The sequence below is a fragment of the Deinococcus sp. genome (assembly GCF_030523985.1).
GTDB lineage: Bacteria > Deinococcota > Deinococci > Deinococcales > Deinococcaceae > Deinococcus.
The window spans coordinates 1-24,929 of the sequence record NZ_JAUNHK010000022.1 but is presented as its reverse complement, the minus strand read 5'-3'; the positions used below and the strand labels follow the sequence as shown (position 1 = coordinate 24,929).

Below are 24,929 nucleotides of genomic sequence, written 5' to 3'. Positions count from 1 at the left end.
TTCTTCTCATAGATTCTCCACTTGCCCACTTATCCGAAGGCAGAAACCAAACTGTTGGAGGCCGGATGAACTCCGTATGGCTTCAGCGAGCCAAGAGCCGATTCCAGGCCATGATGGCAAGGCGGTTGTGTCAGAATTCATACAGTTTGGCAGCGGTTCCCTACAGAGTCGTACCCCCTCCAGCGCAAGGCCAGCTCATTCATACGGGTCTGGACTTTACTTCGCAGCTTTGCAAGTCCGCGTCGCCCAGACCCGTATTTTCTCTCACTCATTCCGTTCGGAAAAATAGTTTGCACATGCGAACTATCTTTCAGAGCGGTAGCAGAGGCCGAAACGAACGATAAAAAAAGCCCCCTCTTCGGGGGCGAGTCTTGCCTGAGAAGAGCAGGCGGGCGTCAAATGGATTCCGGGTGCGAAGGCCTCCTCAGCGCCACTCCACCCGCGCTGCACGCGCTTCTTCCTGGCGGGCCAGTTCTGCCCTCTGCACGCTGGCGATGGCGTCACCCAGGGCGTCTTTAAGTTCAGTCAGGCCCAGGTTCTTCAGGGCGCTGACCGGAATGCCTCCGGTGCGCTCCTGCTCCCGCTCCAGCACTTCGGGGTCGGCGGCGTCGGCCTTGTTCAGCGCCACGACAGTCGGCAGGTCGGCAAAGCCTAGGTCGTCCAGAATGCGGTTGACGGCGCTCTGACGCTGGTCGGCACCGGGGCTGGCAGCGTCCACCACATGCAGCAGCACGTCGGCGTCCCCGATTTCTTCCAGGGTGGAACGGAAGGCCCGCGTCAGGTCTTTGGGCAAGTCGCGAATAAAGCCCACCGTGTCGGTGAAAATCACTTGCCCGATGCCCTCGATGTACCCCTGACGGCTGGTGGGGCGCAGCGTGGCGAACAGTTTGTTTTCGGCCAGCACGCGCCGGGGCTCTTCGGCGGCGTGGGTAAAGGAGTTGAGCAGCGTGGATTTGCCCGCGTTGGTGTACCCGACGATGGACACGACCGGGACGTCGTTGCGCTCGCGGCTCTTGCGGCGTTCCTCGCGGCGGTTAGATACCCCTTCGAGTTGCTTTTCCAGAAAGCTGAGACGGTCGTTGATGCGGCGGCGATCCAGCTCCAGCTTGGTTTCACCGGGGCCGCGTGTCCCAATCGCGCCGCCTGCCGCGCTGCCCCCGCTGCCGCCGATGCGCGAGAGCTGAGCACCTGCACCCAGCAGACGCGGCTTCATGTAGCGCAGTTGGGCCAGTTCCACTTGCAGCCGCGACTCGACGCCCTGCGCGTGCAGCGCGAAGATGTCCAGAATCAGTTGTGTGCGGTCGATCACCTTCAGGCCCGTCGCCGCCTCGATTTCACGGGCCTGGGCCGAGCCGAGTTCCTGTCCGAAAATCAGGAGATCGGCGTCCAGGTGGTAGGCCTTACTGGTCAGTTCTTCGAGCTTGCCCGCGCCGACCAGGGTGCCGGGTTTGAGGTGACGGCGGTAAATCAGTTCCTTATAGACCACTTCTGCGCCAGCGGTGCGGGCCAGTTCGCCCAGTTCGTCGAGGCGCTCCTCGGCGTCGAATTCGCCCTGGTCGATCTGCACCAGAATGGCCCGTTCGTGGTCCTTTTTCGCCTCGCGGGTGCGGGCGGCGCGGGCGATTTCTTCTTCCAGCGCCGACACCTGCGCCCCCAGGTCAAAGTCGTCGATCTCGAAGGGCTGCGCGGGCGGCAGGATGCGCCAGTCTTCTTCTTCGCCCACCGTGCCGGGGGGGGTCAGGTGCGCGGTGTGGACGAGGCCGGGGCGTCCGCCCTCCTGCACTTCGATAGCCGAAACCGCGTCCAGCCGCTTGAGGAACAGCGTGGACAGGTCGCCCTTGCTCAGCGCCCCGCCCTTGGGATGGGCGTGCAGCAGGTGGAAGCCCGCCAGACGGTTTTCACCCAGACGCAGGTCGGGAAATTCGGTGCCTCTGGCGTCGGCCACGCTGACCGAAATGACGCGGCCCCGGCGGTCGATCAGCACGCCGACTTCGCGCCGCACGTCATGCGACAGCTCCGCCAGATTGCGGGCGAGTTCGGGCGAACCGATGCGCCCCGGCTCGATGCGGCGGCGATATAAGTTTTCCAGGGCTTTTTTCTGGGCGGGGCGGAGGCCGGAGAGGTTACCGTGTACTTTTTCTATGGTGGGTCACTTCCTTTTTCTGGGCCGTCAGCGCCGGGCTACAGGCCGTGAGCGAAGGGGGGAGGCGGAGGAGCGTCGGCTCGACTCACGCGGAGGATTTGAGTTCTGTCGGTGACGGTTTTGCCTGCGGGTCGTGCGGGGGAGCAGCGACAGTCCCAACCCGACGACATCGTGCGGGCAGTGAAAAGACACGTTCAGGCATTACGCTCAATCTAGCGTTTCGCCCCGAACAGAACGTGTGCATTCAGATAAAAATCTTCATCGTGGCGGCAGGCTAGCGCGGCGACGGCACCAGGGACATGGGCAAAATGGCCTAGCCCACCGATCACCCTAAAAACCGATCAGCCCAGCAGCCGATCAACTCAGGAAGCGGATGGTCAGCGGGTAGCGGTAGAGCTGACCCTCGCCGGCCCGCATCAGCCCTAGCACCATGCACACCAGGGGATAAACCGAGAGCAGCAGCGACAGCGGCAGCAAAATGGCGAAGAAAGCCCCCACCGCGCCGAAGATGGACAGTGCGCCTGCCAGTGGCGCGACGATGCCCGCCAGCCCGCCCAGTACCCCCGCGCTGATCAGGAAGAAAGCCAGCGTGCTGAGCAGCAGCGAAATCAGCGTCACCGTCAGCTGAAAGTTGATGACTTCCTTGCCCTGGGCGTCGAGGGCGGGCGAGGATCTGAGCATCCACCACGCCGCCACCGGCCCCAGCAGATGCCCGATGCTCGGCAGCAGCAGCCCCAGCAGCGGCGAGAGGTGCAGCAGATAAGCGCCCGAACGCTCGTCAGGCGACAGGCCGGAGGCCAGGGGCCGCATTTGGGTGGGGGTCTGTCCGTTCATCACCAGGGAATACGCGGCGGGGAGGGGGCGGGTTCCACAAACATATACTTCTGGTCAATGCCCACAGAATCTGTACAAAGTGCTGTGCAAGCCATCCAGGGGTGGCTGGATGACCCACCGGGCGAAGCCGTCGTTCGGCAGTGCATCGTCCTGCGCCTCTTGCTGGCAGCCGGTTTCGACATCTGGAATCCTGACGAGGTTCATCCGGAGGAAACCAATGTCACGGGCAGCCGGGCCGACTTTCTGGTGCGGCGAGGGGCGGGCGTGTTCGCTCTCGAACTCAAGGGCATGGGCGCGACCCTGCAAGCCCGCGACTATCAGCAGGCGCTCAACTATGCCGTCAGCGTCGGCACGCGCTGGGCCATCGTGACCAATGGGCGGGTCTGGGTGGTGCTGGACGAGCGGCGCGGGGGCGACTGGGAAGCGAGAGTGGCCCTCAAAACCGAAATGGGGCAAGAGGGCCACACTTTTGGCGAGGACTTGGCGACGCTGCTCGACCCCCAAATCTGGGAAAAGGACAGGTTCGAAGCGGCCCTCAAGACAGTCGCTCAGCGTCAGGAAAGGCGGCGGGACGAGGAACGCATTCGCCGCGAAAAGCGCCCCCTTGTCGAAGCGGAGCAGGCGAGGTACAAGCACAAAATCTCCTTCGAGGAGGCCGCCGACATTGCCAGCAGAGTGGGCCTTATCACGGAAGCGGAGCGGGACGTATTGCTGGCACCAACGGAGAGTCTTGCAGTTCCTCGCGCCGATTCGGACGAAATCGTTTTCTATTTCAGGCGCGGGCCAGCCCAGGCAACAGCCACCTACCACCGCATCACAGGCATATGGACCCTGAAGGCGGGCAGCACGGCACGACGAGAAATAGCCGCTGATGCCAGAGCAGCCAAGAGGCGAGAACAGTATTTGCTGGATGGGACTTTAAAAGACGATGGAACAATCCTGACCTTCGAGAAGGATGTCAGCCACAAAGCACCGAGTTCTGCCGCCAGCGATGTCTCTGGTGGCTCGGAACCCGGCTGGGATGTCTGGAAAGACGCCCAGGGGCGCTCGGCACAGTTTTATAGGCCGCCAAGAGAAACCTCAGCGGAGTGAGGCTCAATCTCTGAGGCATCCGATCTTTGCCCCACCGTGGGGCGGTTTTTTTGTCAACATGCGGGTATGTCCGGCCCCCAGGTTCAGATTTTCGGCACCAAAAAGAGCAGCGCCACCCGCGCCGCCGAACGGTTTTTCAAGGAGCGCGGCGTCAAGGTTCATTTCGTGGACGTGGCCGCCAAGCCGATGAGCAAAGGCGAACTGACCCGCTTCGTGCAGAAATTCGGCGTGAACGGCCTGCTGGACACCGAGGGCAAGGCCTATGAACGCTCCAACCTCGCCTACCTCAGAACGACGGAGGAGAGTGTCATCGCCAAGATGCTTGAAGACCCCGGCCTGCTGCGGCTGCCGCTGGTGCGCGGCGGCAAGGTGCTGAGCGTGGGCGAGGACAGGGCAAGCTGGGCGCAGATGCTGGAGTGATGGGACCGGGCGTTCAGACAGCGGAATTTTTCTGCCGCCACCAGCGCCCGCCGAATACGTGCAGCACCAGTCCCAGCGCCACCAGGGCCGCGCCGAGGGCCTTGCCGGGCGGAAAGCCTTCGTGGAAGACCAGCGCACTCGACAGCATCCCGAAGACGGGCACCAGCAGCGACAGCGGAGCCACCCGCCCCGCGCCGTGCTTCTGAATCAGCCCCGACCAGATGCCGAAGCCCAGCACCGTGTTGCCCAGCCCCATGAACAGCACGGCGGCCCAGAAAGTCCAGTCGTTCTGGGTCAGGGCGCGGCCCAGCGTGTCCCACCCGGCGGTCAGCCCGGCGAGCAGGGCCAATGGTAGCGGCGGAATCAGCGCACTCCAGATGACCAGACCGAAGCTGTTGGCCCCCGGCGCAGACTTGACGATGAGGTTGCTGACCGCCCAGCCGAGGGCTGCCGCCAGGGTCAGCAGCAGCGGAAAGAGCGGCACGTCGTGGCCCGCCGTCAGGCCGATGAGGGCCATGCCGCCGAAGGCCAGCGTCATGCCCGCCACCTGCCAGGGCATCACCCGTTCCCCAAAAACACGCGCCGCCAGCAGCACCGTGAAAAACGCCTGGGTCTGCATCAGCAGGCTGCCCATGCCCGCGCTCATGCCGAGTTGAATGGCGAGGTACAGCAGCCCGAACTGCATGACGCCCACCGCCAGCCCGTAGCCCCACAGCAGCCGGGGCGCAATCGCCGGGCGCGGCACGAAAAACACGGCGGGCAGGGCGGCCACCGCGAACCGCAGCGCCGCGACCAGCAGCGGGGGCACGTCCGCCACCGACCACTTGATGACCACGAAATTCACGCCCCAGATGAAGGTGATCAGCAGGGCCAGGCCCAGACTGCGGGCATTCAGCGGCAGGGCGGGAGCGGACATGGCGGCGAGTGTACGCCCCGGCGCAGAGCCGCCGCTTAAACTTGCTGACATGGATATAGACCAATACCGCGTGAAGGCTGGCAAACGCGCCCGCCTGAGTGACTGGAAGACCGACGACGATGCCGGGCTGACCAAGGAAGAGGGGCAGGCGAAAACCGCCGAGCTGGCCGAAGAACTGGCCGAGTGGCAAGAAAGGCTCTACGCCGAGGGCAAGCAGTCGCTGCTGCTGGTGCTGCAAGCGCGTGACGCGGCAGGCAAGGACGGCGCGGTCAAGAAGGTCATCGGGGCGTTCAACCCGGCGGGCGTGCAGATCGCCAACTTCAAGCAGCCCAGTGCCGAGGAACTCTCGCACGATTTTCTGTGGCGCGTCCATCAGAAGGCTCCCGCCAAAGGTTACGTGGGCGTGTTCAACCGCAGCCACTACGAAGACGTGCTGGTCACCCGCGTCTACGACATGATCGACGACCAGACTGCTGGGAGCCGCCTGGAACACATCCGCAACTTCGAGAGCCTGCTGACGGACAGCGGCACCCGCATCGTCAAGGTGTACCTGCACATCAGCCAGGACGAACAAAAAGAGAGGTTGCAGGCCCGTCTGGACGAAAGCGGCAAGAACTGGAAATTCAACCCCGGCGACCTCAAGGACCGCGAGAACTGGGACAAGTTCACCGACGCCTACGAGGACGCCCTGAGCACCAGCACCGACGCCGCGCCCTGGTACGTGGTGCCTGCCGACCGCAAGTGGTACCGCGACCTCGTGCTGAGCCGGATTTTGTTAGGCGCCCTCAAGGACATGAACCCGCAGTACCCGCAGATCGACTACGACCCCAGGCAAATACGCATTTCCTAACGGGAGGCCCGGGGCGGGCTGAAAGAAGGCTGTCAGAGCCTGACCTTCACGCTAAAACGCGATGAGTCTCATCTGCGTGCGTCCTGGGCTGCTGTCACGGCAGAGACAGGCCACGTCTAGAATGACGAAAAGGGGGATTTGAATGGAACGCATTGCGCCGCTGGCGAAGATTCTGGCCGAAGCGAACGGCATCGAATGGCAGCAACTCAAGGGAACGGGAGCCGGGGGCATGATTGTCGAGCAGGACATTCTCGACTACCTGTCGCGGGTCATGAGCGGGGAAGCCGAGCCGCCGTCCACCCCGGTGGATGCGCCGCCGCCCGACTGGAACGGCGAAGACCTGCCCGGTGGCGGCATGTTCGACGCCAACATGCTCAGCAAAGCCGGGGTCGAGAGCGACATTGCCGACTTCGTGCAGCAGTCGCGCAGTGCGCCCACCCCCGCCCGCACCGAGCCGAACCTCGGTCAGGACGACTTCGAACTCGACGACGCCGAGGAAGTGGTTCCGGCTGCGCCCGCTCCGGCGGCCCCGCAGGGCCACTCGCCCTTCGATATTCCGCCCGTGTCCCCGGTGGTCGCGGCGCCCGTCACCGTCGAGCAGCCTGCGCCCGTCGCCCCGGTCGCGCCCGTGACCTTCCCGGCGGCCCGCGTGGAGCCGCAGGACCAGCCCCCAGCTGCCCCGGCTCCGGTTCCGGCTGCGTCGGGCCTGGGCAATCTGCTCTCGCGCCTGTACCACAAGGAACCCGAGCGGCCCGCTGCCCCCGCGCCCCAGCCCGTTCAGCCTCAACCCGCGCAGCCCCAGTTCGAAATTCCTGCCCCGGTGACGCCCGCTCCGGCTGCGCCCGTGTCGGGCAATGCCCAGGCCTACGCCTCGCCCTTCAACATTCCGCCCGTGCAGCTCCACGACACGCCTGCTCCGGTGGTGGAAACGCCTGCCGCGCCCGCGCCTCAGCCGGTGCTGGACATCGAACCCGCCCGCGACAACGACAGCGACTCCATGCTGATGGCCGAGCCGGCAGCCGCACCTGTCCCCGCGTTCACGGCCCAGCCCGCACAGGCAGAGCCGGAACAGCCCGCCGATGTGGTTGAAGTCGAACGGGTCGTGCCCGAAGAGCCGGTCGTGGCCAAACCCGTAGAAATCGAGGAAGAGGAAACCGCCACGCCGCAAGCTGCCGAGGAAGCCCCGGAGGAAACTGCCGACCTGCCGACCGAGGAAGTCCAGACGACGGAGACCGAGGAACCCGAACAGGTCGAGGACGCCCCCACCCCTGCCGTCGTTCCTGCGCCTGCCGCCGCCGAGCGCGGGGCCGTCTGGTTCGGCACCTACCTGCGCCGCGACGCCCAGGTCGCCCAGCTTCACGACCTGCGCCAGCAACTCAGCGAAGCGCTGGAACGCGACGTTCCCCTCGCGCTGCTGGTGGCCCGCGCCGCACAGCGCCATGCCGCCGCTCTGGGGCTGGACAGCGTGGCCCTGCGCGACACCGCCCGTGGCCTGACCCGGCAGGTGGGCAGCCAGCAGGGTCTGCGTGACGCCCTGCAAGCCACCGACGTGGATTTCGGCGGCACGCCCAGCCTGCTGGTGGTGGACGCGGGCGCACTGGACATGGACGACCTGCACTACCCCGAGACGCTGACCCTCAGCGTGGGCCGCGTGCAGGACGGACGCGCCGCGCTCAGCCTGCAAGGCGACGTGGACCCCGAAAAGGCCGCCCGTTTCCTGGCGAGCGTGGCCCAGACGCTGGAAAAACCCGTCATTCTGCTGGTCTGAGACGACCTGCTGGAACGGAGGCTCCCCCGTGGGCCTCCGTTTTTCTGTCCCCCTTCCCCGCGCCGCGTAGACTCCGGCGTGTGACGGCCCTCGTTCCTGCTCTCGACCCGGTGGTGCGGCACCTGTACGTGCATGTGCCGTTTTGCCCCAGCATTTGCCCCTATTGCGATTTTCATGTGCTGACCCGGCAATCCGGGCTGGTCGAGCGGTATCTGGAACGGCTGGAACAGGAAGCGGCGGAACTGGCCGCCACCTACACCATCGACCTCGACACGGTGTACCTCGGTGGCGGCACGCCCAGTTTTCTGCGTGACCACGAGATGCGCTTTCTGGTGGAGAGCGTGCAGCGGCACCTAGGCTGGGGCCGGGTAGAAAACACGCTGGAAATCAACCCCGGTACGGTCAGTCCCGAGCGGGCGGCGCTGTGGCGGGCGCTCGGCTTCGACCGCGCTTCGGTGGGCGTGCAAAGCCTGGACGACCCGACCCTCAAATTTCTGGGCCGCCGCCACAACGCCCAGCAGTCGCGCGAAGCGGTGTCGCGCCTGCTCGCCCAGGGGTTCCGGGTCAGCGGCGACCTCATCACGGCGGTGCCGGGACAGCCACTGGACAGCGACGTTCACGGCCTGGTCGAACTGGGTGTAGGACACGTCAGCGCCTACACCCTCACCATCGAGAGCGGCACCGAGTTTGCTCGCCGGGGAGTACAGGTCGATGAAGAAGCCGAACGCGAAGGCTTTACCCGCACCGAGGAACTGCTGGCCGGGCACGGTTTCACGCGCTATGAGGTCAGCAACTACGCCCGTCCCGGCGAGGAATCGCGCCACAACCTCGCCTACTGGCAGGGCAAAACGTACCTGGGCCTGGGGCCGGGGGCGGCGGGCCACTACCCCGCGCTGCCGCCGACGCCTGAACGGCTGACCCTGCGCCGCACCAACCCGCACCTGCACGACTGGCTGACGGGCGAGACGGGCGAAACGCTGCCCATCGACCCGCACGAGTACGTCACCGACGCCCTGTTCATGGGGCTGCGGCTGCGTCGGGGGCTGGATTTGGCGGCCCTCTCCGCCCGCAGCGGAGTGGACGTGATGCAGACCTACGCCCCGGTCATCGCCCGGCAGGTCGCGGCGGGCTTGCTCGAGCAGGACGGCGACCTGCTCCGCGCCACGCCGCAGGGCTGGTGGGTGCTCAACCGGGTGGTGGGCGACTTCATGGAAGTTACGCCGCCTGCGAGTTGACCAGCTCTCGACCGCTTCAGATAGACAGCGTGTAAGCACCGTGTCAGGGTCTGCCCATTAACCTCCGTGGCATGACTCCGCCCTCCACCCTGCGCCGCTCTGCCTCTGCCGTCTTTGGGGTACTGGCAGTCACGGACCTGCTGGTGGCTTTGCTGGTGCCCCGCGACACGGCCCTGCTCCTGCTCGGCACACTGCTGACCCTGCAAATTCTGCTGCTGTTCGCCGCGTCGCAGGTCAGGGCCCTGGTGCGGCGCTACAACCTGCTGCGCGACGCCTACGAAAGAGAACTGCGCTTCTCGCGCCAGACCATCGACGGTGTGGGGCAGGCCATGACCCTGGTCAACGGCGACGGGCGCATCAGCTATGCCAATCCGGCGTTCAGGAGTGTGCTCGGCTCGCCAGTGCAAGACCTCGTCGGTCAGCGCCCGAGCGACCTGCCTTTTTCAGAAGACGCCGTCTTCTCGCCGCTGCCTACGCCCGCGCCCTGCACCCGGCAGGCCCAGGTTCGCCGCCCCGATGGGAGCCTCCTGCCCGTGCTGGTGAGCGACCACCCCTACTGGCACCGGGGCCGACTGGTGGGCCGTCTGGCGACCATCACCCCGCTGGACCTCGAACCGCGCTCTCGCCTGAATGACCTGAGTTTGAATTGAACACCTGCTTCGGCAGGTTTTCTTTTTTGGCAGCGGCTTCTCAGAGGTCGCCCTGCCACGCGAACCTCAGCGGCTGGCGTGGCCTGCTTCCCTGACCTCCTGCACCAGTTCGCGGATGGCGTCGGGCCAAGTCGGGTACTGGAAAGTAAAGCCCGCTTCCAGCAGCCTGCGCGGTACCACCCAGCGGCTTTTCAGCAGGAGTTCTTCCTCCGAGTTCATGACCACCGCTCCCAGACTCAGCAGCGCCGAGGTGGAAGGAATCCCGAGGGGCATCCCCCAGGCGTCACGGTAGGCCCGCAGAAAATCGCGGTTGGGCAGGGGGGTGGGAGCGCTCACTTTCACGGCTCCGCTGAGGTCGTGCTCGATCAGGAAGCCCACGGCGCGGCAGAAATCCAGCTCGTGAATCCAGGAGACGTATTGCCCGCCGCCCGCCATTGGCCCGGCCCCACCCAGGCGCACGACGGTGTCGGTGGTCTGCATGATGCCGCCTTGACCCACGCCGTAGACCATCGCGGTGCGCAGGGCGACCCGGCGTGTCCTGGGCAGCGTTTCCTCCATGAGGGCCGCTTCCCAGCGCTGGGCCACGTCCACGCTGAAGCCCTGGCCCATCTCTCCGGTCGGCTCGTCTTGCGGGTGGTCACGGACGTCGCGGTAGATGGTGGCGGTGGAACTGTTCAGCCACACCCGGGGCGGAGCGCCCAAGCTGGCGATGGCCCGTCCCAGAGCGCGGGTGCTGTCCAGGCGCGAGGTGTAGATGTCCAGCATGTTCTGCACGGTGTAACGGCAGTTGACGGTGCGCCCCGCCAGATTGAGCAGGGCGTCGGCGCCATCCAACTCCCCCACCCAGTCGCCCTGCCGCACGCCGTCCCACCCGACCCAGCGCCCGTTCAGGATGGCCGGAGGCGTGTGGGAGAGGGTCACCACATCCCAGCCCTGGCGGGTGAAGTGCCGGGCGACGGCGCGGCCCAGGAAGCCGCTGCCCCCGGCGATGATCAGGCGCTTGGCGCTCATGCCCGGAGGATAAGCCCTGGTTCCTTTCATGAATGAATATTCCCTCAACACCAAACTTGAGTCTGATGCGCTCAAGTCTATTGACACTCCCGAACTGTGTCCCTATGATATGGGCAGTTCAAGACTGCTGCCCGCCTGGGCGCAACATTCTTTCAAGGAGCAACCAACATGGCTAAAGCTGTAGGAATCGACCTGGGTACCACCAACTCCGTCATCGCCGTCATGGAAGGCGGCCGTCCCGAAGTCATCGTCAACGCCGAAGGTGGGCGCACCACCCCCTCCGTCGTGGCCTACAAGGGCGACGAGCGCTTGGTGGGTCAGATTGCCCGCCGTCAGGCCGCGCTGAACCCCGCCGCCACCCTGTTCGAAGTCAAGCGCTTCATCGGTCGCCGCTGGGACGAAGTGAAGGAAGAAGCGGCCCGTAGCCCCTTCACCGTCAAAGAAGGCCCCGGTGGGAGCGTCCGTATCACCGTCAACGGCCAAGACCTCGCCCCCGAGCAGGTCAGCGCCGAAGTGCTGCGCAAGCTGGTGAGCGACGCTTCTGCGAAATTGGGCCAGAAGATCACCGACGCCGTGATTACCGTGCCCGCCTACTTCGACAACTCTCAGCGCGAAGCCACCAAGCAGGCAGGCGAAATTGCTGGCCTAAACGTGCTGCGCGTGATCAACGAACCCACCGCTGCGGCCCTGGCTTACGGCCTGGAGCGCAAGGGCAACGAAACCGTGCTGGTCTTTGACCTTGGCGGCGGCACCTTCGACGTGACCATCCTGGAACTGGGCGACGGCGTGTTCGAAGTGAAATCCACTGCCGGGGACACCCACCTGGGCGGCGCCGACTTCGACCACCGCATCGTGGACTGGCTGGCCGAGGAGTTCCAGAAGGAGCACAACTTCGACCTGCGTAAGGACAAGCAGGCGCTGCAACGCCTGATCGAAGCCGCCGAAAAGGCCAAGATCGACCTCTCGAACGCCTCTGAAACCACCATCAGCCTGCCCTTCATCACCTTCGACCCCGAAACCCGCACCCCCATGCACGTGGAAAAGGTGCTGAGCCGCGCCAAGTTCGAGGAACTGACCGCCGACCTGCTTAAGCGCGTGCGTAAGCCCGTGGAACAGGCCCTCAGCGACGCCAAACTGAGCGCCAGTGACATCAACGAAGTGATTCTGGTGGGTGGCTCCACCCGTATCCCCGCCGTCAAGCGCATCGTGCAGGACATCACCGGCAAGACCCCCAACGAGTCCGTGAACCCCGACGAAGCCGTGGCGCTGGGCGCTGCCGTGCAGGCGGGCATCATCCAGGGCGACTCTAGCCTGGGCGACATCGTGCTGGTGGACGTGACCCCGCTCACGCTGGGCGTGGAAGTCAAGGGCGGCATGATCGCCCCGATGATCACCCGCAACACCACCGTGCCCGCCAAGAAGACCGAGATCTACACCACCGCCGAAAACAACCAGCCCGGCGTGGAAATCAACGTGCTGCAAGGCGAGCGTCCGATGGCCGCCGACAACAAGAGCCTGGGCCGCTTCAAGCTCGAAGGCATCCCCCCCATGCCCGCAGGCCGCGCTCAGATTGAAGTGACCTTCGACATTGACGCCAACGGCATTTTGCACGTCACTGCCAAGGAAAAGACCAGCGGCAAAGAAAGCAGCATCCGCATTGAAAACACCACCACCCTCGACAAGAGCGACGTGGAACGCATGGTGCAGGAAGCCGAGCAGAACGCCGCCGCCGACAAGGCCCGCAAGGAAAAGGTCGAAAAGCGCAACAGCCTCGATAGCCTGCGCGTGCAAGCCCTCCAGCAGATCGAGGAAAACGAAGGCGCTGCTCAGGACGCCAAGGACAAGCTCAAGGCCGCTGCCGACGAAGCCGAAGAAGCCGTGCGCAGCGACGACGATGCCAAGATTGCCGACGCCCAGAAGAAGCTGGAAGAAGAACTCCGCACCTTCATGACCGCGGGCCAGAACGCGGGTCAGGCGCAGGACGGCAACGTCGACCTCGGCAAAGACAAGAAGGCCGACGACGACGTGATCGACGCGGACTTCAAACCCGCCGAGTAATCCTCTCTCCTCTCCTCAGGAGGGAACAGCACAGCCCAAGCCCGCACGGGGAGAGGACGGCCCACAGCCCCCTCTCCCTTTCTTTACACCCCAAGCGCCTAAGCTAAGGCCATGTTCACCAACCCGTTTGGAAGGAAGAAAGACATGAGCGACGACACCAGAAACCCGAAGGAAACCGAAGTCAGCGCCACCGCCAACATCAAATTCGGTCAGCACAAGGACAAGCCCGAAGACGTGCTGGACGTCGAAATGAACAATGTGGACGTAGACGCGGACGACGCCGACTTCCAGATGCCCGAAGGCTTCCCCGACATGGACGAAAACATGTTCGGCCAAGTGCAGGAAATGATGGCGAAGCTGGAGCGGTACGACGAACTGGAGAAAGAAAACGCCGACCTGCGCGGCAAACTGGGACGCCTTGCCGCCGACTTCGAGGGCTACCGCAACCGCACTGGTCAGGAAGCCGCCGAAGCCCAGAGCAAGGGCGTGAGCAAGGCCGCCGAAGCCCTGATGCCCGTGTACGACGACATGGAGCGCGCCGTCAGCGTCGGTGTGGACGACCCCGCCAAGCTCATTCCGGGGATGCAGGCCGTGCAGAACAAGATCCTGACCATTTTCGCCGGGCTGGGCCTGGAAGTCACGGGCAGGGAAGGCGAAACCTTCGACCCGCAGTGGCACGAGGCGATTCAGGTGGTGGAAGGCGACGAGGACGAGAAAATCGTGCAGACCTACCAACTGGGCTTCAAGATGGGTGACCGTCTGGTGCGGCCTGCGCGAGTCGTGGTCAGCCGCAAGGGTTGATGGTTCATAGTTGATGGTTGATAGAAAAGATGTTCAGAGCGAGGAATCGATGTCCACAAACCATTGCAGGAGCCAGCGCTGATGCCAAAGCCTCCATCAACCATCAACCATCATCCATCACCACTTCACGGCGTCACCTTAGAGCGCATCGTCACCCACCTGCACGACGAGTACGGCTGGGACGAACTGGCCCGCCGCGTGCCCGTCAAATGCTTTCAGAACGAGCCGAGCGTGGGCAGCAGCCTCAAGTTTCTGCGCAAGACGCCCTGGGCACGGGAACAGGTCGAGGGTGAGTACGTCAAGTTGGCTAGGCGCGAAGACCTCAACCCTCTGATTGACGAACTCAAGCGCGGGCAGAAGCTGGACTTTACGGGTGTCAGCCAGACCAAGATTCACGCGGCGCTGGGCTGGATGCTGCGGCACGTTCCGCAGAACGCCGAGAACCTGCACCTGTACTTCTTGCCCACGCTGGAGCAGGTGCAGGACGTGAATTTCTGGCCCGACTCGGAGCCTCTGCCGCTGCTCAACCTCGCCATTGACCGCTCGGCACTGGGTCACGGTGACTACGAGCCGACCCTGATCGCCGCACTGGTAGGGCGCGGCGCAGACGTGAACGATGCCCGCTTCTGGCCCCCGCTGCTGCATACGGTGGACGTGGAAGGCCAAGCCTACCGAGCCAGAACCCGCGCCCCCAGAACCGACATTCTGGATTTGCTGCTCTCGCACGGGGCCGACGCCCAGCTTCAGGACTCGCGGGGACACACGGCGCTGAGCATTGCGGAGGCGTATGGGCTGAAAGCCGTCATCAATAAATTAGTCGGTCAACCGTCTCTATCATCCGGTTTGGAGTAAAATCCGGTCATGACTCAGATTCGTGTTCTGCTCCCTCAACTGCTGGCCCAGCGCCGGGTCAATCGGCGGCAACTGGCAGAGGCGGCGGGACTGCGCTATGGCACCCTGAGCGACGTCTACAACGGCAAACATCGGCCCAGCCTGGAAACCCTGGAGTCCGTGATTTCCGGGCTGGAGAAACTGACGGGTGAAAGGGTCGAGTTGTCTGAGCTGCTGGAAGTTTCCCGCCCGGTGTTCGGAGGCCCGCTCAAGAAATTCACGGGTTTCGTGCGGCCCAATGCCCCGAAAGTGGATGTGCCGAGCGAGGTGCTTATCTCCGAGATGCGGGGCGAGCGTTGAAGGTGGCGTATCTGGACAGCAGCGCCCTGGTCAAGCTGTATCTGGCCGAGCCCGGGCGCGAGGAGGTCGAGGCACTGCTGGAAGGCATTGAGGCCGTCACGACCAGCGTGATTGCCTATGCCGAGGCCCGCGCCACGTTTGCCCGTCGTCTGAGAACTGGCGAACTGAGCGACGAAGAACATGCTCAGGTGGTCGAAGACTTTGAAAGCGACTGGGCAGGGGTCAACGAACTGGAAGTGACCCCGGAGATTTACCGTCTGGCAGGCGACCTGACCGTCAGCCATCCACTGAGAGGCATGGACGCCCTTCATCTCGCTTCGGCACTGAGGGCAAAAACCGAGGTGGATATTCACTTCCTGAGTTTTGACCGTGAACTACAAAGAGTCGCGGATGTCCTCATCTGACGACTGAAAGGAGGCCGCATGGCTTACAAAGACTATTACGACACCCTCGGCGTTCCGCGCTCCGCGTCCGATGCCGACATCAAGAGCGCCTACCGCAAGCTCGCCAAGCAGTACCACCCCGACAAGAACCAGGGCGACGAAAAAGCCGCCGAGAAGTTCAAGGAAATCGGAGAAGCCTATGCGGTGCTCTCCGACCCCGAAAAGCGCAAGATGTACGACCAGTTCGGGCACACCGGGCAGGTGCCCCCCGGCTACGGCGAGGGCGGCTTTCCCGGCGGTTTCAGCGGCGACACGGCGGGCTTTGACCCCGGACAGTTCTCCGACTTCTTTCAGCAGATGTTCGGCGGGCGCATGGGTGGGCGCGGCGCGGGCGGCGGCTTTGCGGGCGGGCAAATCAACCTTGAAGACCTGTTCGGCGGCGCGGCGGGCGGCATCGGCGGCGCGGGCCAGAGCAGGCGCTTCGTGCAGAACGTGGAGGGCGAATTGCAGGTCACACTGCGCGAGGCGCTCGAAGGTTCCGACGAGGTCATCAACGTGGACGGCAAACGCCTGAGCCTGCGCGTGCCTGCCGGAACCCGCGACGGCGCACGCCTGCGACTGGCCGGGCAGGGACCGGGCGGGGGCGACGTGCTGCTGACCATTCGCGTGCTGGAAGATGCCCACTTCGAGCTGGAAGGCGACGACCTGACCACCACGGTGGACGTGCCCGCCCCGACTGCCGCGCTCGGTGGAGAGGTCAAAGTGCAGCTCCTGAACGGCAAATCGGGCAACCTGAACGTCCCGGCAGGCAGCAGTGGCGGGCGCAAGATGCGGCTGCGTGGGCAGGGCTGGCCCAAGAAGGGGGGCGGCAACGGCGACCTGTACGTGCGCCTGAATCTGACTGTGCCCAAAGACCTCAGCGACGAGGAAAAAGAGCTGTACGCCAAGCTACGCGACCTACAGAACTAAGCCGAAATGCCGATGGGCAGGCGGGAGCCAGCGTCTCTACACTGACGCATGGCTCCCTTCCACATTCGCCGCGCCGAGGTGGGCGACGCTCCCGCCCTCGCCGCCATCCACGTTCAGAGCTGGCGCGAGACGTATACGGGCCTGATTTCCGACGATTTTCTGAGCCGCATGACCGACGAAAGCGCCCGTCAGAACCGCGAAAAAAGCTGGCAGGCAACCACCTCTCAGGGGCGCGAAGACGTGTTCGTGGCCGAGCAGGGCGGCGAAGTGGTGGCCTTCGCCTCGGTCGGCCCAGCGCGGGACCATCCCGGCTATGCCTACGAACTCATGACGCTCTACAGCCTGAACCGGGTGCAGGGGCAGGGCATCGGGCGGGCGCTGCTGCGGGCGGTCATGGGGCAGGTGCAGGTGGAAGGCGGCGACAACCTCGCGCTGTGGGTGCTGGCGTCCAACCCGACCCGGCAGTGGTACGCCGCGCAGGGCGCACGGGAAGCGGGCGAGAAGGTGGACGGCGAACTGGTCGAAGTGCGGATGGTCTGGGACAACCTGCCGTAACCGCCGACAGCAAAAAGCCCCAACCGAGCGGGCTGGGGCTGATGTCGCCGTCGGGCTCAGGGTCAGCCGGGCTGGCTGATGCCTTCCAGCGCCTTCTCGTCGGCTCCGCCACTGGTGCGGGTGGACAGGTCGGCGAGGCTGACGATGCCGATCAGCTCGCCGCTTTGGTGGTCGGTCACGGGCAGGCGGCGCAGTTGCTTCTCAGCCATTGCACGGGCCGCGTCCTTTACGTCGGTGTGGCAGTGCAGGGTGAACACGTCCTGGGTGGCGTACTGGCTGACGGGGCTGTTCACGTCGTCACCGTCGGCCACCGCCCGAATCACGATGTCGCGGTCGGTGATGATGCCCGTGAGCCGGTCGCCGTCCATAATCAGCACGTTGCCGATGTCCTCGGCCTTCATCTTCTGGGCGACTTCGCGCAAGGTGGCGCTGCCCGAAACGGTGGTCAGGTCAGTGGTCATGATGTCTTTGAGGATGGTCATGACCGCACCCTACCCGGCCTCTGTCAGCCGGGCATGGGCAGACGCTGAAGGCCCGCTCAAGGCTGCGCCGTCCAGTACCGTAGGGGTATGTTTCGCCGCTCTGCCCCTTCTGACCCTCCGCCCGAAGCCCAGAACGAACTCGACCCGGAACGCGAGCTCAACTTCGCCCGCACCATCCTGAAAGACCGCGCCTTCCGCGAAGTGCCCGACGACGAGGTGCTGCGAGAGGCCGAGCGGCTGCTGTTTGCCTGGATGACGAACGAGACGAAAATGGAGCGTCCCAAGCTGTACGACCACTACGCCCTGATTTTCCTGGCGCTGATACGCAAAAACCGCGAGCTGGAAGAGCGCCTCGCCACCCTGGAGCAGCAACGTGGTTAAGGTCAAAATCTGCGGGATGACCAACCTGCCCGACGTGTTGCACGCCGCAACAGCGGGGGCCGACGCACTGGGCTTCATCTTCGCGCCCGTCAGCAAACGGCGGGTGACGGCAGAGCAGGCCCGCGAACTCAGCCGCGCCGCCGGGCCGAGCGTGGCGCGGGTGGGTGTGTTCATGAATCAGCCGCTGGACGAGGTGCTGAAAACGGCAGAAGCGGCGCGTATGAGCGCAGTCCAACTGCATGGCCCGCTGCCGACACTGTACATAGAGGCCGTCGCCGCGTATTATCCCGTCTTGCGCGTTCTGCGGCCCGATGAGGTGGGGCAGGACGCGAAGAAGTGGGCGCACCCCCACGTCACCCTGATGGTGGACGCGCCCGCACCCGGCAGCGGGGTGCCGCTCAACTGGGCTGACCTGCCCGCCGGAGTACTGCACGGACGCTGGCTCGCCGGGGGGCTGGGGTCGGACAACGTGGCGCAGGCCATCGCCCTGGTGGGGCCGACTGGAGTGGACGCCGTCAGCAAACTGGAAGCCTCGCCGGGCCTCAAAAATCCACAGGCCGTGACCGCCTTTATTCAGGCGGCAAAACGGGCTTGAGGCAGGTCTACCCAAAAGTTATCCACAGGCTGCCGTTTCACTGTGGATAACTTTCCCCTTACTGACGACTCGGACAGCTGGCGGTTTTTTTGCCGTCCTACACAGCCTCTTTTTACTCTTATGTCCTGGGCGAAATCGGTCGTCCACAGGGGCAAATGTCTTCCCTGTGGAAAAGTGCTGGCTACTTTGCCCACGGGGTCAGGGGCCAGGCCGGGAACCAATTCCGGCCCAGTGCGCCACCCACTGTCCCCCCGCCACGATGTCCAGTGGCGGCACTTCGGGCTGGGCCAGTCCAGCGACGGCCAGCGGTACTCCGGCGCGGGTGTGGGCTTTGACCGACAGATTTTCCAGATTGCCGTGGTCGCTGCTGAGGATGACCCTGGCCCCGGCATCGAGCGCTGCGCCCAGCAGCAGGTCGACGCGGCGTAGGTAGGCCCGCCCTGCCGCCCACACGTCCGGGGGCGTGGGGTCGCGGCCCTGGTGTCCCAGCAAGTCGCTGACCCACAGGTCGGCCACCAGCAGGTCGTGGTTCCGCAGGGCGGCGGCCAGGTCACGGCCCAGCCGCGAAACGGCGCTCTCCGGCTCGGTGGGGAGCCAGGGCGAGACGTAGGACAGCCCCAGACTCGCTCCCAGCAGCGGCACACCCGGAGGATTGAGTGCCAGTCCCGCCGCCCGGAACGCGTAGGGAAAGCAGCCCAGGCGATTGCGCCCGGACGCCTGCTGCTCCAGATAAGCCGGGGCGTAGCGGTTGACCAGCGCGGCGCGGGCCCCTGCCTCATGCAGTCGGCGGGGCAGCCCCTGCCCGCGCAACAGGGCTTGCAGGGTCGGCCCCGGCACCGGCCCGAAGTGTTCGCCCATGAGCCGCACGGCGTCCTGCCCGGTCAGCCAGCAACTCTGGCCTGTCCCGGACTGCGGCAGGCCCGGCACGCCCAGGGCCGCGTCCAGTCGCCAGCCCGATTCGACCAGGGGGCGCAGGGTCGGCAATTCCTGTTCCCAGACCGACCCCGGCGGCGCGTCCTGGGGGTGCCCCACGCCGTCGAGGGCCAGCCAGAGAATGCCGCTCATGCCCCTCAGCTTAGAGTCAGCGGCTCACCCTCAGCGACTTGAAGGCTTCCTCATGTCAAACCCACACCCCGGCCCGCCCGTCATGCGAACAATGAAAGGGCAAGCGTAGCTCGCGGCCCTAAAGACGGCCCGACTGCAAGGAGGATGATATGAACAGTTCCCTGAGTGCCCTGCTGCTCACCGCTGCCCTGGCCCTGTCCGGGGCGAGCCTCGCCCAGACCGACACTGCGCCCGCACCCGTGACCCCAGACCCGGTGACGGAGCCTGCGCCCGCTCCGGTGCGCTCGGCCCTCGGCAGTGGGCAGCAGGCCGCGCAACTCGCCGCCGAAGCCCGCGACCTGATGGTGCAGGCCCGCGCCGCGTATCCGGTGGGGAGCGCCAACATTGACCAGCCGCTGTGGAAGCAGGCCGCCGAACGCGCCGAAGCTGCGGTCAGCGCCGCGCCCGGCAACCCCGACGTGCTGAAACTCCGCGCCCAGATCTACACCGAAGTCGGCTTCTGGAAACAGGCCGAAGCGAGCTGGGCGGCCTACTTCAAGGTCGCTCCCGTCGCCGCCGGGCAGAACGAAGCCCGCGCCGCCGGAAACGTGCAGTACAACCTCGGCTACGCGGCCTACACGCGGGGCCAACCCAGTCAGGCCGCCGCCTATTTCAAGAGCTGCCTGCGCTTTGACCCCCAGAGCCTGCCCTGCGCGACCTGGGCCGCCCGCACCGCGCTCGAAGACGGCGACTACGCGTTGGCCCAAACGCTTTACACCCAGACCCTCAGCCTCGCGCCGCAGGACAAGACCCTGAATTACTTTGCGCTGGTCGCCCGCAACGCTGGCACCTACGGCCCCGCCGCGACCCAGGCGTTCAGCCGCGCCTATGCCAGCCTGGACGCCGGACGCAAGGCCGAAGCCCTCGCCGGATTCCAGGAAGCCGCCCGCTCGGCCCCCAACTTTGTCGAGGCGCAGCGTGAAGCGGGCCGCCTCGCCCTCGAACTGGGCAACCCGCAGGCGGCCCTGAGCGCGTACCAGGCCCTGACCGCGCTGCCCGGCGCGACAGCGGCTGACCGCTACAACCTCGCTCTGGCGCAAGAAGGCCAGCAGTACGGCCTGAAAGCGGTGCAGACCTTCCGTACGGCATACGGCAAATACGCGGCGGGCGACAAAGCCGGGGCCGAAGCCGGCTTCCTCCAGGCCACGAACGAAAACCTCACCTACCCCAAAGCCTGGGCCTGGCTGGGCCGCGTGCGCTACGAGCGTCAGGACTACGCCGGGGCCGCCGAAGCCTATGGCCGCGCCGTAGCGCTCGACCCCAACGACAAGTCCAGCGCCTACTTCCTGAGATTGGCCCAGCAGGGCAAGTAGACGCGCAGGGGAGAGGGTGGAGGGCAGAGGGTTCTTCCCCTTCACCCTCTACTCTTTACCCTCCACCCTCTACACTTTTCCCCGTGACCCCCGACCCCGCCGCCGAACTGCTGGCCCTGCTGACGCTCAAATTCACGCCGGGGCTGGGGCCGAGGCGAATTGAGGCGCTGCGGCGGCATTTCGGAACAGCACAGGCGGCGCTGCGGGCGAATCTGGCGCAGTTGCGGCAGGTCGAAGGACTGGACGCCCGCTCGGTGGCCTCCATCGGGCAAGCTGCGGCGGCTCAGAAAGCCGAGGCCGAGCTGACCCAGGCCGCGCAAAAAGGCGTGACCCTGCTGGGCCGTGGCTTACCCGAATATCCGGCGGCCCTGGACGCGCTGGGCGACCCGCCCCCGGTGCTGTGGGTCTGGGGTGAGGGCGGAGCGGCGCTGCTGAGCGGGCTGGACACCGTGCCGCGTTCTATCGGCATCGTCGGCACGCGGGCGGCAAGTCCTCATGCGCTCGCGCTGACCCGCACTCTTGCGGGCGAACTGGCGGGCGCGGGCGTGCTGGTCGTCAGCGGCTTGGCGCGGGGGGTGGACACGGCGGCCCACCTCGCGGCGCTGGAGGCGGGCGGCCCGACGGTGGGCGTGCTGGGCAGCGCGGTAGACGTGATTTATCCGCGTGAAAACCACCACCTCGCCGGGCGCATGACCCTGCTCAGCGAGTATCCGCTCGGGACTGGCCCGGCGCAGCACCATTTTCCCAGCCGCAACCGCCTCATCGCCGCGCTGTCGGCAGGGGTGCTGGTGGTGGAAGGCGAGCGCAAATCCGGTTCACTGATTACGGCGACCCATGCCCTCGACTGCGGGCGCACCGTGTTCGCCGTGCCGGGACGCGCAGGCGACCCCCGTGCCAGTGGCCCGCACGCCCTGATTCGGGACGGGGCCGTGCTGACCGAAACCGCGCAGGATATCCTCACCGAACTCGGCTGGGGTGAGACCGCGCCCGCCGCGCCCCTCGACCTGCCGCCCGAGCAGGCGCGGGTGCTGGCGGCGCTGCAAACTCCCGCCACCCTGGACGACCTGCACGCGGTGACGGGCCTGAGCGTGCCGGACCTGCAGACCGCGCTGGTCATGCTGCAACTGTCGGGGCTGGTCTACGAAGTGGGCGGGCGTTGGAGCCGCTAGAAGCTGTGGCGTTCCTGGCCTCTTTTGCTAAACTCTTGCCTGTTGCCGAGTGGCCCCCTGCTTCAAAGCAGGCCGAGGCCCCGGACTAAACAAGGAGAACTCCTGATGATCAGCGTAACTGAACTGCGTAACGGCACCAAAGTGCAGATGGACGGCGGCCTGTGGGAATGCCTCGAATACTCCCACCTCAAGATGGGACGCGGCGGCGCGAAAGTCGTCACCAAGTTCCGCAACATGGAAACGGGCAGCATCGTGGACCGCACCTTCAACAGTGGCGAAAAACTGCAAGACATCTTCGTCGAAGGCAAGAAGATGCAGTACCTGTACAAGGACGGCGACGACTTCGTGTTCATGGACATGGACACCTTCGAGCAGGTTCACCTCGCCCCCACGCTGGTCGGTGACGCCGCCAAGTTCATGAAGGAAAACACCGACGTGGAAGTGGCGATGTATGGCGACAAGGCCCTGAGCATCACCCTGCCCAACCAGGTCATCCTGAAAATCACCCAGACCGACCCCGGCGTGCGCGGTGACACCGTGTCCGGCGGCACCAAGCCCGCCACGCTGGAAACGGGCGCGGTGGTACAGGTTCCCCTGTTCGTGGAGCAGGGCACCGACGTGAAGGTGGACACCCGCACCGGGCAGTACCTCAGCCGCGCCTGAACCCTGTCCCATTTCGTTGGGTTGGCCTGGACTGCGGTTCGGGCCTTTTTTTCACCCGTTTTTGACTCGGCCCAAAAATTTGGACCCCGTTCACCCAAACGGGCGTTAGGTGAGCAGTGACACCCCCCACGGCCCAAAAAGGGGCATGATAGGGAAAGTTAAGTTTCAACCCAAGGAGGGGCCATGAACCCGGAAGACCTCAAGAAGATTCTCGATGCCCTCACCCATGCCGACGTGCGCGAGTTCGCGCTCAAGACTGGCAGCTTCGACCTCGCCCTCAAGCGTGGCCCCCAGGCGTTTGCTCCGGCGGCGCCCGCCCCGCAGATGGGCTTTGCGCCTATGCCGCAGGCTCCGCAGATGATGGGCGGCTTTGCCCCCGCGCCTGCTGCGCCCGCCGCTCCCAGTGCGCCCGCTGCCCCCAGCACCCCGGCGGCGCCCACTCCCGAAGCGGCTCCTGCGCCCAAACCTGCCGAGGCCGCGCCCGCTGCCCCTACCGCCCCCGCCAGCAAGGGCACGCCCGTCAAGGCCCCGATTGTCGGCACCTTCTACGCCGCCAGCAGCCCGGACGCCGCCCCCTACGTCAAGGTCGGGGACCGCGTGGAAGCCGGGCAGGTGCTGTGCATCATCGAAGCCATGAAGCTGATGAACGAAATCGAGGCCGAGCAGAGCGGCGTGGTGCGCGAAATTCTGGTCAAGAACGCCGAGCCGGTGGAATACGGTCAGACACTGTTCATGATTGAGTGAGGTACTGAAAGCAGATGGCAGATGGCAAACCACACAGGGCTTTTTGCCATCTGCCATCTGTCTTGAGCCATCAGCCTCCCTGCAAGGAGAACCATGTTCAAAAAAATCCTCATCGCCAATCGCGGCGAAATCGCCCTGCGCGTGATTCGCACGGCCCGCGAAATGGGCATCAAGACCGTGGTGGTCTACTCCACCGCCGACGAAAAGAGCCTGCCGGTGCTGCTCGCCGACGAATCGGTGTGCGTGGGGCCGCCTGCCAGTAACCAGAGCTACCTGAATATCCCCAACATCCTGTCTGCTGCGCTGATGACCGGGGCCGAGGCCATTCACCCCGGCTACGGCTTTATGGCGGAAAACCCCGACTTTGCCGAGATGTGCCGCGAACACGGCATCGTCTTTATCGGCCCCACCCCCGAATCCATGCGGGCGCTGGGCAGCAAGGCGGGCGGGCGCGAAATCGCCGCGCAGAGCAACGTGCCTACCGTGCCGGGAACGGGCGTGCTGGCCGACGTGGACGCGGCCCTGCTCGCCGCCAAGCAGATCGGCTACCCGGTGCTGCTCAAGGCCTCGGCGGGCGGCGGCGGGCGCGGTCAGAAGGTCATCCGCACCCAGGAAGAACTGCAAAAGGGCTTCAACCAGGCCCAGGAAGAAGCGCGGCTGTACTTCGGTGACCCCGCCATCATCATGGAGAAATTCCTGGAAGAGTTCCGGCACATCGAAGTGCAGGTCGTCGGGGACGGCAACGGTCACGTCATCCATGTCGGGGAACGCGACTGCTCGATTCAGCGCCGCAACCAGAAGCTGATTGAGGAAGCGCCCAGCACGCTGCCCGAAAGCTTGCGTCGGGAAATCCTGGATGCCGGGGTACGCCTCGCCAAGCATGTGAACTACGCTGGCGCAGGCACGCTGGAATTCATCATGGACCGCGATGGCAACTATTACTTCATGGAGATGAACACGCGCATTCAGGTCGAACACTGCGTGTCGGAAATGATTTCCAACCTCGACCTCGTGCGCCTGCAAATCGAGGTCGCCGCCGGACTGGGCCTGAAGTTGCAGCAGGAAGACGTGAAACTGCACGGTCACGCCATCGAGTGCCGCATCAACGCCGAAGACCCCGACAAGGATTTCCGGCCCTCGGCGGGCAAAATCGACGATGCCCACTTTGCGGGCGGCCCAGGTGTGCGCGTGGACACCCACGTCTACAGCGGCTACGCCATTCCTCCGCACTACGACTCGCTCATCGGCAAGCTAATTGTTTGGCACGAAGACCGTGACAAGGCCGTTTCGCGCATGAAACGCGCCCTCGAAGAAACCGTCGTGCAGGGGCCGAAGACCACCATCCCGCTTTACATCAAAATCATGGACAACCCGTTCTACAAGCGCGGGGCCGTGATGACCAATTTCCTCAAGACCCGCATGGAGATGTAAAGCGGCGTAGGGCAGAGGGTGAAGGGTTGAGCGCAGTGCTTCCCTTCACCCTCTCCCCTTTTCCCCAAACCAAGAAAAACGCCCCCAGTGAAGGGAGCGCCTTTCGAGCCGTCTCCTTAGAAGCGGAGCTTGACGCCCGCCGCGATGGAGCTGAGGTTGCGGTTGTACTGG

At 65.1% G+C, this 24,929-nt stretch carries 26 protein-coding genes; 20 read left to right on the top strand and 6 right to left on the bottom strand.

What is annotated here, in order from left to right:
- Nucleotides 1-424: 424 nt before the first annotated feature.
- Together hflX and Q4C89_RS05315 are read right to left on the bottom strand one after the other, a co-directional pair.
- Nucleotides 425-2,143: a GTPase HflX gene (hflX, locus tag Q4C89_RS05320; RefSeq protein WP_303101570.1), complete on the bottom strand. Its 1,719-nt coding sequence runs from the start codon at nucleotides 2,141-2,143 to the stop codon at nucleotides 425-427.
- Between the two features lie 357 nt (nucleotides 2,144-2,500).
- Nucleotides 2,501-2,977, bottom strand: coding sequence for a DUF4870 domain-containing protein (locus Q4C89_RS05315; RefSeq protein WP_303101567.1), 477 nt, complete (start codon nucleotides 2,975-2,977; stop codon nucleotides 2,501-2,503).
- Nucleotides 2,978-3,034: 57 nt separating this feature from the next.
- Here Q4C89_RS05315 and Q4C89_RS05310 point away from each other — a divergent pair, with 57 nt between their 5' ends.
- Together Q4C89_RS05310 and Q4C89_RS05305 are read left to right on the top strand one after the other, a co-directional pair.
- Nucleotides 3,035-4,069, top strand: coding sequence for a DUF4357 domain-containing protein (locus Q4C89_RS05310; protein WP_303101566.1), 1,035 nt, complete (start codon nucleotides 3,035-3,037; stop codon nucleotides 4,067-4,069).
- 66 nt (nucleotides 4,070-4,135) lie between these two features.
- Nucleotides 4,136-4,489 carry an ArsC/Spx/MgsR family protein gene (locus Q4C89_RS05305; protein WP_303101565.1) on the top strand — a complete coding sequence of 118 codons (354 nt, stop codon included), beginning with the start codon at nucleotides 4,136-4,138 and terminating at the stop codon, nucleotides 4,487-4,489.
- Between the two features lie 13 nt (nucleotides 4,490-4,502).
- Here Q4C89_RS05305 and Q4C89_RS05300 read toward each other — a convergent pair whose 3' ends face one another.
- Nucleotides 4,503-5,405 (bottom strand): EamA family transporter, encoded by a 903-nt coding sequence (locus Q4C89_RS05300; RefSeq protein ID WP_303101564.1) that lies wholly within the window; start codon nucleotides 5,403-5,405, stop codon nucleotides 4,503-4,505.
- 49 nt (nucleotides 5,406-5,454) lie between these two features.
- Here Q4C89_RS05300 and Q4C89_RS05295 point away from each other — a divergent pair, with 49 nt between their 5' ends.
- From Q4C89_RS05295 to Q4C89_RS05280, 4 genes are all read left to right on the top strand, one after another.
- Nucleotides 5,455-6,255 (top strand): polyphosphate kinase 2 family protein, encoded by an 801-nt coding sequence (locus tag Q4C89_RS05295; protein ID WP_303101563.1) that lies wholly within the window; start codon nucleotides 5,455-5,457, stop codon nucleotides 6,253-6,255.
- A gap of 142 nt (nucleotides 6,256-6,397) precedes the next feature.
- Nucleotides 6,398-8,023: an E3 binding domain-containing protein gene (locus Q4C89_RS05290; RefSeq protein WP_303101562.1), complete on the top strand. Its 1,626-nt coding sequence runs from the start codon at nucleotides 6,398-6,400 to the stop codon at nucleotides 8,021-8,023.
- 80 nt (nucleotides 8,024-8,103) lie between these two features.
- Nucleotides 8,104-9,258, top strand: a complete 1,155-nt coding sequence (hemW, locus tag Q4C89_RS05285; protein WP_303101561.1) for a radical SAM family heme chaperone HemW — start codon at nucleotides 8,104-8,106, stop codon at nucleotides 9,256-9,258.
- A gap of 71 nt (nucleotides 9,259-9,329) precedes the next feature.
- A complete protein-coding gene (locus Q4C89_RS05280; RefSeq protein ID WP_303101560.1) occupies nucleotides 9,330-9,908 on the top strand; it encodes a PAS domain-containing protein in 579 nt (192 codons plus the stop codon).
- A gap of 66 nt (nucleotides 9,909-9,974) precedes the next feature.
- Here Q4C89_RS05280 and Q4C89_RS05275 read toward each other — a convergent pair whose 3' ends face one another.
- Complete coding sequence (locus Q4C89_RS05275; protein WP_303101559.1) at nucleotides 9,975-10,919, bottom strand: epimerase; 945 nt, start codon at nucleotides 10,917-10,919, stop codon at nucleotides 9,975-9,977.
- Nucleotides 10,920-11,087: 168 nt separating this feature from the next.
- On the opposite strand from Q4C89_RS05275, the gene dnaK reads away from it, so the two are divergent.
- From dnaK to Q4C89_RS05240, 7 genes are all read left to right on the top strand, one after another.
- A complete protein-coding gene (gene dnaK / locus Q4C89_RS05270; protein ID WP_303101558.1) occupies nucleotides 11,088-12,977 on the top strand; it encodes a molecular chaperone DnaK in 1,890 nt (629 codons plus the stop codon).
- A 144-nt stretch (nucleotides 12,978-13,121) separates the two neighbouring features.
- Nucleotides 13,122-13,778, top strand: a complete 657-nt coding sequence (locus Q4C89_RS05265) for a nucleotide exchange factor GrpE (RefSeq protein WP_303101557.1) — start codon at nucleotides 13,122-13,124, stop codon at nucleotides 13,776-13,778.
- 81 nt (nucleotides 13,779-13,859) lie between these two features.
- Entirely contained in the window at nucleotides 13,860-14,630 is a 771-nt protein-coding gene (locus Q4C89_RS05260; protein ID WP_303101556.1) for a VF530 family DNA-binding protein, read from the top strand.
- Between the two features lie 9 nt (nucleotides 14,631-14,639).
- Nucleotides 14,640-14,969 (top strand): helix-turn-helix transcriptional regulator, encoded by a 330-nt coding sequence (locus Q4C89_RS05255; protein ID WP_303101555.1) that lies wholly within the window; start codon nucleotides 14,640-14,642, stop codon nucleotides 14,967-14,969.
- Nucleotides 14,970-14,971: 2 nt separating this feature from the next.
- The gene (locus Q4C89_RS05250; protein WP_303101554.1) at nucleotides 14,972-15,373 is read left to right on the top strand and encodes a type II toxin-antitoxin system VapC family toxin; all 402 of its coding nucleotides are present in this window, start codon (nucleotides 14,972-14,974) and stop codon (nucleotides 15,371-15,373) included.
- Between the two features lie 18 nt (nucleotides 15,374-15,391).
- Nucleotides 15,392-16,321, top strand: a complete 930-nt coding sequence (locus tag Q4C89_RS05245) for a DnaJ C-terminal domain-containing protein (protein ID WP_303101553.1) — start codon at nucleotides 15,392-15,394, stop codon at nucleotides 16,319-16,321.
- Between the two features lie 48 nt (nucleotides 16,322-16,369).
- A complete protein-coding gene (locus tag Q4C89_RS05240; RefSeq protein WP_303101552.1) occupies nucleotides 16,370-16,876 on the top strand; it encodes a GNAT family N-acetyltransferase in 507 nt (168 codons plus the stop codon).
- Between the two features lie 62 nt (nucleotides 16,877-16,938).
- Here Q4C89_RS05240 and Q4C89_RS05235 read toward each other — a convergent pair whose 3' ends face one another.
- Nucleotides 16,939-17,358, bottom strand: coding sequence for a CBS domain-containing protein (locus Q4C89_RS05235; protein WP_303101551.1), 420 nt, complete (start codon nucleotides 17,356-17,358; stop codon nucleotides 16,939-16,941).
- 87 nt (nucleotides 17,359-17,445) lie between these two features.
- On the opposite strand from Q4C89_RS05235, the gene Q4C89_RS05230 reads away from it, so the two are divergent.
- Both Q4C89_RS05230 and Q4C89_RS05225 read left to right on the top strand, forming a co-directional pair.
- Nucleotides 17,446-17,739, top strand: coding sequence for a hypothetical protein (locus tag Q4C89_RS05230; RefSeq protein ID WP_303101550.1), 294 nt, complete (start codon nucleotides 17,446-17,448; stop codon nucleotides 17,737-17,739).
- Entirely contained in the window at nucleotides 17,732-18,334 is a 603-nt protein-coding gene (locus tag Q4C89_RS05225) for a phosphoribosylanthranilate isomerase (RefSeq protein ID WP_303101549.1), read from the top strand. Before Q4C89_RS05230 ends, Q4C89_RS05225 begins: the two co-directional genes overlap by 8 nt.
- Nucleotides 18,335-18,532: 198 nt before the next feature.
- On the opposite strand, the gene Q4C89_RS05220 is transcribed toward Q4C89_RS05225, so the two are convergent.
- Nucleotides 18,533-19,399: a metalloenzyme domain protein gene (locus Q4C89_RS05220; protein ID WP_303101548.1), complete on the bottom strand. Its 867-nt coding sequence runs from the start codon at nucleotides 19,397-19,399 to the stop codon at nucleotides 18,533-18,535.
- A gap of 149 nt (nucleotides 19,400-19,548) precedes the next feature.
- Here Q4C89_RS05220 and Q4C89_RS05215 point away from each other — a divergent pair, with 149 nt between their 5' ends.
- The 5 genes from Q4C89_RS05215 to accC all read left to right on the top strand — a co-directional run bounded on the left by Q4C89_RS05215 (nucleotide 19,549) and on the right by accC (nucleotide 24,758).
- Entirely contained in the window at nucleotides 19,549-20,751 is a 1,203-nt protein-coding gene (locus Q4C89_RS05215; RefSeq protein WP_303101547.1) for a tetratricopeptide repeat protein, read from the top strand.
- Between the two features lie 83 nt (nucleotides 20,752-20,834).
- Nucleotides 20,835-21,920 (top strand): DNA-processing protein DprA, encoded by a 1,086-nt coding sequence (gene dprA / locus Q4C89_RS05210; RefSeq protein ID WP_303101546.1) that lies wholly within the window; start codon nucleotides 20,835-20,837, stop codon nucleotides 21,918-21,920.
- A 105-nt stretch (nucleotides 21,921-22,025) separates the two neighbouring features.
- Nucleotides 22,026-22,583, top strand: coding sequence for an elongation factor P (efp, locus tag Q4C89_RS05205; protein WP_303101545.1), 558 nt, complete (start codon nucleotides 22,026-22,028; stop codon nucleotides 22,581-22,583).
- 183 nt (nucleotides 22,584-22,766) lie between these two features.
- The gene (accB, locus tag Q4C89_RS05200) at nucleotides 22,767-23,327 is read left to right on the top strand and encodes an acetyl-CoA carboxylase biotin carboxyl carrier protein (RefSeq protein ID WP_303101544.1); all 561 of its coding nucleotides are present in this window, start codon (nucleotides 22,767-22,769) and stop codon (nucleotides 23,325-23,327) included.
- A gap of 93 nt (nucleotides 23,328-23,420) precedes the next feature.
- On the top strand, nucleotides 23,421-24,758 hold the full coding sequence (gene accC, locus Q4C89_RS05195; RefSeq protein WP_303101543.1) for an acetyl-CoA carboxylase biotin carboxylase subunit: 1,338 nt from the start codon (nucleotides 23,421-23,423) through the stop codon (nucleotides 24,756-24,758).
- Nucleotides 24,759-24,929 lie beyond the last annotated feature (171 nt).